The following is a 6787-nucleotide window of genomic DNA, read 5'->3' on the forward strand; positions in this document are numbered from 1 at the left end:
CACCAACGACTCCGGCCCCACACCCACCGAAACCAAATACCTGGCAAAACGATTCACCCGAGCATCGAACTCCGCATACGACAACGACACACCCTCGAACGAGAGCGCTACCGCATCCGGAGACGCCGCCACCTGCGCAACAAACCCATCCAACACCGACACACCCCCAACCTCACGAGCCGTGTCATTCCACCCCTCGAGCACCAACGAACGCTCAACAGAATCCAAAATATCAACGTCACCAACACGCACCGAAGGATCGGTGGCTACGGAGGAGAGCAGTCGAAGAACTCTGTCCAGCAACGCAGTTGCGTAGTCGGCATCGAAGAAGTCCGGTAGGTACCGCAGCGTCAAGTGCAACTGCTCGTCGAGTGCGATCAGCAGGGTCAACGGGTAGTTCGTGGAATCGTCCGAGGCGATGTCGTCGATCATCATTCCGTCGAGAACATCCGCCTGTGCGGCGAGGCCCTCACGGTCGACCGGGTACGACTCGAATACAACCAACGTGTCGAACAGTGTTCCGACGTCCGCTGCTTTCTGGACATCGGTCAAACCGAGATAGTGATGATCAAGCATTCTCGCCTGCTCGATCTGGACCCTGGCAACCAATTCTTCGACGGACTCCGCGGCGTCGAGGCGCACCCGCACGGGGAGGGTGTTGATGAACAACCCGACCATCGATTCGACGCCGGTGAGCGCCGGTGGCCGGCCGGACACTGTTGCACCGAAGACAACGTCGTCGGTTCCGGTCAACGCACCGAGCAGGACCGCCCACGCGCTCTGCACGATCGTGTTGGCGGTGACCCCGAGTCGTGCAGCCAGAGCGGTGAGCGCCGCGGTTGTCTCCGACGACATCGACACGTTCAGCTTCTGGGACAGCGCGGTGAATTCCTGTCCGCCTGTGACCTGAGCAAGCAGCGTCGGCTCTTCGACGCCGGAAAGCACATCCGCCCAGGCTGTGAGTGATCGATCACGATCCTGATCGACAAGCCACGCCAGGTAATTGCGATAGCTACGCACACGCGGAAGAACCGAGTCGTCACCACGCGTCGCGTACAGCGCCAACAGGTTCTGCAAGAGCAGTGGCACCGACCAACCGTCGAGAATAATGTGGTGATTCGCCACCACCAAGCGATAGTCCCCCTCCGCCATGGTGACGAAGGTGAACCGAATCAACGGCGGTGACGCCATGTCGAAGTGTGTCGCCTGGTCAGCCGTCAAAACTTCGTTCAGAGCTGCCTCACGGTCGACGGCCGCAATATCGCTGAGATCGATGTTCCGCCACGGGACTGGAACGTCTTCGAGGACTATCTGGACCGGCGTTCCGTCGTCGTCGGCCGTGAATGCCGTTCGCAGGTTCGCATAACGGTCGATGATTCCCTGTGCTGCAGTGCGCAAGCGGTCGGCATCCACCTTCCCGGACAGAGTGAGAATCATCTGCACCGAGTAGAGGTCGACGCTGGATTCTGCCAACATCGCGTGGAAGAGCAAACCGGACTGCAGCGGTGCCAGGGGCCAGATGTCGGTCACCGTACCGAATCGATTCTCGAAGCCGTCGATATCTCGTTGGCTCACGGAGACAAGCGGCACGTCGGACGGTGTGAGTCCACCGGCTCCGACGGAGCGAGAATGCTCCGCCAGGGCAGTCAGTGCTTCGACCCAAATCTGTGCAAATGTCTCGACACTCTCGCCGTCGATGGCACCGACGGGGTATGCGAAAGAGGCCTCCAGAACAGCACCGTCTGCGCCGTCGTTGACGATCGCATTGATGTCGACGACCTTGTTTGCGGGCATGTCGACGTCTTCGGGTGCCGACACGTTGGCGAAATCGCCGGCCGGCAGCCACCCGAGTCCCTCGACGCCTGCCGGAAGATCCTCGGCGACAACTCGTCCCAGGTAGTTGAAGCTGACCTGTCCCCCGGCGAAGCGAGAAAGCACTGCGCGCGTGTCTTCGTTCAGGTAGCGCAGCAGTCCGTACCCGACGCCCTTGTCCGGGATCGCCAGAAGCTGTTCCTTCACTGCTTTGATCGCGCGTCCCGCCGAATCACCTCCGGCGAAAGCGTCACCCAGATCTACCTCGGAAAGATCGAGACTGATCGGGAAGGCAGCGGTGAACCAGCCAACGGTCCTTGACAGATCCGCGCCAGGAATCACGGCTTCTTCGCGACCGTGGCCCTCGAGTTGCAGCAAAGCAGACGTCGAGTCGATTCCGGCTCGGCGACGCCACTCGATCAGCGCGAGTGCCAGTCCAGCGAGCAGGCCGTCGTTGGCGCCGCCGTTGAAAACCTCCGGCAGCGTGGTCAACAGAGTCTCCGTCACCTGAGTGGGGACCGTCACGCTTATCCGCTGAACCGTTGCCGCAACGTCGACGGCAGAGTCGTACGCCCTCTTACCCAGCACCGGGTCCGGTGTCTGCAACACCTTCCGCCACGTATCCAGCTCGGCCACACGCGAATCCCGATGGGCCTCTTCGGACAAAGCATGAGCCCAGCGTCGCATCGACGTACCGGTCGGCTCGAGAGCAACATCCCCCGTCGCTCCGCTCGCCCCGGCCATCTGAGCCGCAGCCGACACCAGATCCGGAACGATGATTCGCCAGGAGACCCCGTCGACGATCAGGTGATGTGCAGCAATGATCAAGCGCCCGGTGCGAGTGGGACCGAAGTCGACCCACACGAACTGAACCATTACGCCGTCCGCCGGATTCAACCGGCCGAGAGCCTCGTCGAGGCCCTTGGAAGCCGTGAGAACAATTGTCGACTCGTCCGCAGCCGCGTCGACATCGACGCGGCTGAGCAGATCCTCGACGTCCACGGTTCCGGGCTCGGAGACCGACATCCCCCATCCGCGACCGTCGGAGATCAGCCGCGAGCGGAACATGTCGTGGTGGTCGACGACTGCAGCGAGTGTTCGCACGATGTCGGCTCGCTGCACTCCGAGTGGAAGCTCGAGAGTCATCGTCTGCGTGAATCGGTTGTAGCTGCCACCGCGCTCGACCATGAATCGTTCGATCGGCGTCAACGGCATCCAGCCGACTCCACCGCCCGGCAACTCCTCGAGCACCACCGCGGCCTCGACGTCGGCGGCATACTTCGCCACTTCGGCCAACGCCGCGACAGTCTTGCTCTCGAAGACGTCACTGGGTGCGAATACGACCCCACGTGCCTTCGCACGAGAGACGAGTTGGATGGACATGATCGAGTCGCCGCCCTGAGCGAAGAACGAGTCGTCGGTGCCGATGCGATCCAGGCCGAGAACGTCCGCGAAGATCTCGCTCAGGATTTGTTCCATCTCGGTGACCGGGGCGCGGAATTCCTTGGTCTCGAAAACCGGTGCTGGGAGCGCTTTTCGGTCCAGCTTGCCTGCCGGACTGAGCGGCATGTCCGAGGAGACCATAACCGAAGCCGGAACCATATGGGCCGGAAGGGTTCTGGAGACGAATTCGATCAATTCCGCCGAAGTGACCGAAGCGTGCTTTCCGGTGAACACGTACGACACCAGCGCCGGGGCACCCGACGGCAGGGTCGTACCCATCGTCGCAGCGAACTCGACCTCGGGGTGTGCCGTCAGCGATGCATCGATTTCGCCCAGTTCGATACGGAAACCGCGAATCTTGACCTGGAAATCGTTGCGGCCCACGTATTCCACGGCGTAGGTGGAGGGTGCCGTTCCAGCGACCCAGCGCACCACGTCACCGGTTCGGTACATTCGCTCACCCGGATTACCGTGCGGGTTTGCCACGAATCGATCGGCACTCAAGCCTGGACGACGATGATAGCCGCGGGTCACCTGAGGACCGGACAGATACAGCTCGCCCGAGACTCCCAGTGGAACTGGATTGAGTCGTGTGTCCAGGACGAATGCGGCCATGTCACCGATCGTGGCGCCGATGTCCATTCGGTCACCGGGCAGAAGCGGAACGCTGACGTTCGTCACGATCGTCGTCTCGGTCGGGCCGTAGACATTCAGGAATGTCCTGGGAGCCGAAGCCGACGCGGCCGATCCGTCCCCTGTCGTCCACTTGCTGATCAGTTCCGGCGAATACGCTTCGCCACCCACGCCTACCACCGTCAGGTCGTCCAGGCCGCTCGGGTCCATCGACGCCAGGGCAGCGGGTGTGATGAACGCATGCGTGACTCGTTCGCTACGGAACACCTCAGCCAGTTCGTCGCCGCCGTACACGCCAGGCGGGACGATGACCATCGTCGCGCCGGTGGCCACCGCGAGGAACAACTCGAGCATCGACGCGTCGAAACTCGGTGACGCGAAGTGCAATGTCCGCGAGGTGGGCTTCACGAGGTAGTGCGCGGCCTGCGTGACACTGAAGCTCGCCAGTCCCGCGTTGGTCGCGACAACGCCCTTCGGCAGTCCTGTCGTGCCGGAGGTGTAGATGACCCAAGCCGGATGAGCAGTCGTCAGTGGACGGACACGTTCCTCGGCATCGATTGGCGCTCCGGACACTCCGGCGATCATCTGTTCGCCGAGCGGTCCGTCCACGACCAACCACTCGACGTCGTCGGCGAGATTCGGACGTTCGACGTCGAGGGTGAGGCCAACCTTCGCACCCGAGTCGCTGAGCATGTGCGCGATACGGTCTGCCGGATAGTGCGGATCGATCGGAACGACCGCTGCCCCGGTCTTCGACACTGCCCAGACCGCGAGTATCGATTCGACGGATCTCGGAATCGACACCGCCACAAGATCTTCAGCCCCGAGACCACGGTTGATCAAAACGCGGGCCAGCTTCGACGACCACTCGTCGACCTCGCGATACGTCATGGACCTACCGGCCGCGGCCTGCGCCGTGCCGGGGTAGCGCAAAGCGACGTTGTCCGGGTAGCGCGCAGCAGCGTCGGCAAGAATCTCGGCCAACGGCGCCTGCGCTACTCCTGACGAAGCCCTTTGACTCGTCAGAACCTCACGCTCGGACGCGTCGAGGATTTCGATGTCACCCACTGAAGTTGCGGGGTCCGTCGCAATTCCGTTCAGAATGCGCATCAATCGTGCGGCGAATCCGCGGACGGTCGATTCGTCGAACAGATCCGTCGCGTACGTGAACGTCGCCGACAGCCCTTCTGATACCTCACTGATCGTGAGCTGCAGGTCGAACTTGGCCACGGTCTCGTCGATTTCGAACTCGGCCGCCGTCAGACCGGGCAGAGCCAACGAGTTCTGCCCCAGGTTCTGAAATGCCAATGCCACCTGGAACAGCGGGTGATGTGCCCTCGACCGAACGGGATCCAGCACTTCCACGAGCCGCTCGAACGGAAGGTCCGAGTGCGCGAACGCCTGAAGGTCGGTTTCCCGAGCCGAGGCCAGAAGTGTTGTGAATGCCGCCGAAGGATCAACCTCGGTACGCAAAACCAGGGTGTTGACGAACATTCCGATCAAATCGTCGAGTTCGGATTCACCTCGCCCGGCCATCGGTGCACCGATGTTGATGTCCGTTGTTCCCGACAGACGAGCGAGAAGCGACGCCAGAGCCGCATGGACCACCATGAACATCGACGCATTGTGTTCCCGGCCCACGCTGATCAGCCGCTCATGCAATTCCTGACCGATCGAGAATTCGAATGTCGCTCCCTGACCGGAGAATACCGCCGGCCGAGCCCGATCGCCCGGAAGATTCAACTGTTCGGGCACGCCGTCCAGTGCTTGCGCCCAGTAAGTGATCTGTTGCGCGATGACGGACTGCGGATCGTCCTCGGACCCGAGAACCTCACGCTGCCACAACGAGTAATCGGCATACTGCACCGGCAACGGCGTCCAGGTCGGAGCCTGGCCGTTGGTTCGGGCGTAGTAGGCGGTCATGACGTCGCGGGTCAACGGGCCCATCGAGAAACCGTCGGTCGAGATGTGATGCACCACGAATACCAGAACGTGCTCGTCGGCCTTGATCTGGAAAAGCTTGGCGCGCAACGGCACCTCGGCCGTCACGTCGAAGCCTGCCGCTACGAAGTTCGTTACCTCGGAAACGATCTCCGAATCCGAGACCGAGGTTGCAGCGAGGTTCACGTCGACATCAGCCGGTGCAACGATCTTCTGGTAGCCGACGCCGTCGACCTCGGGGTAGACCGTGCGCAGAACCTCGTGACGGCCGATAACGTCGGCGACCGCTTGCTCCAGCCCCAAGACGTCCAGTTCTCCGGTGAGAGTTATCGCAACCGGGACGTTGTTCCCTGCCGAGCTCGTATCCAACTGGTTGAGGAACCACATGCGCTGCTGCGCCAACGACAACGGCACCCGAACCGGACGCACCTGCGCAGTCAACGCCGCACGTGAACCGCCACCGACATGAGAACCCAAACGAGCAGCCAACGCCTCCACCGTCGACGCCTCGAACAACTCCCGCACCGACACCGCAGCATCAAGAGCCTGACCCAACCGCGACGTCACCTGCGTCGCGATCAGCGAATTACCACCGAGCGCAAAGAAATCGTCATCCAAACCGACACGCTCGGCACCCAGAACATCCGCAAACGTCTGCGCCACAACCTCTTCCACCACCGACGTCGGAGCCCGGAACACCGCAACCTGCAACGACGGAGCCGGCAACGCCCGACGATCCAACTTCCCGTTCACCGTCAACGGAATCGAATCCAACACCACAAACGCCGACGGCACCATGTACTCCGGCAACAACGAACCCACACTGGTGCGGACATCCTCGACCGAAACGCTCACACCCGCAGCCGGAACCACATACGCCACCAACCGCTGATCACCCGGAGAATCCTCACGAACAACCACCGCCGTCTGCGCCACCGACACATCCGCCAACACCGCA

General features: G+C 62.0%; 1 protein-coding gene. It reads right to left on the reverse strand.

The window, feature by feature from the left end; translation table 11 throughout:
* The coding region (locus tag ASU23_RS25470) for a non-ribosomal peptide synthetase (RefSeq protein ID WP_172827099.1) at positions 1–6765 on the reverse strand (6765 nt) is incomplete at its 3' end.
* Positions 6766–6787 lie beyond the last annotated feature (22 nt).

It is taken from the genome of Rhodococcus sp. KB6 (assembly GCF_001445685.1).
Taxonomy (GTDB): domain Bacteria; phylum Actinomycetota; class Actinomycetes; order Mycobacteriales; family Mycobacteriaceae; genus Rhodococcus_F; species Rhodococcus_F qingshengii.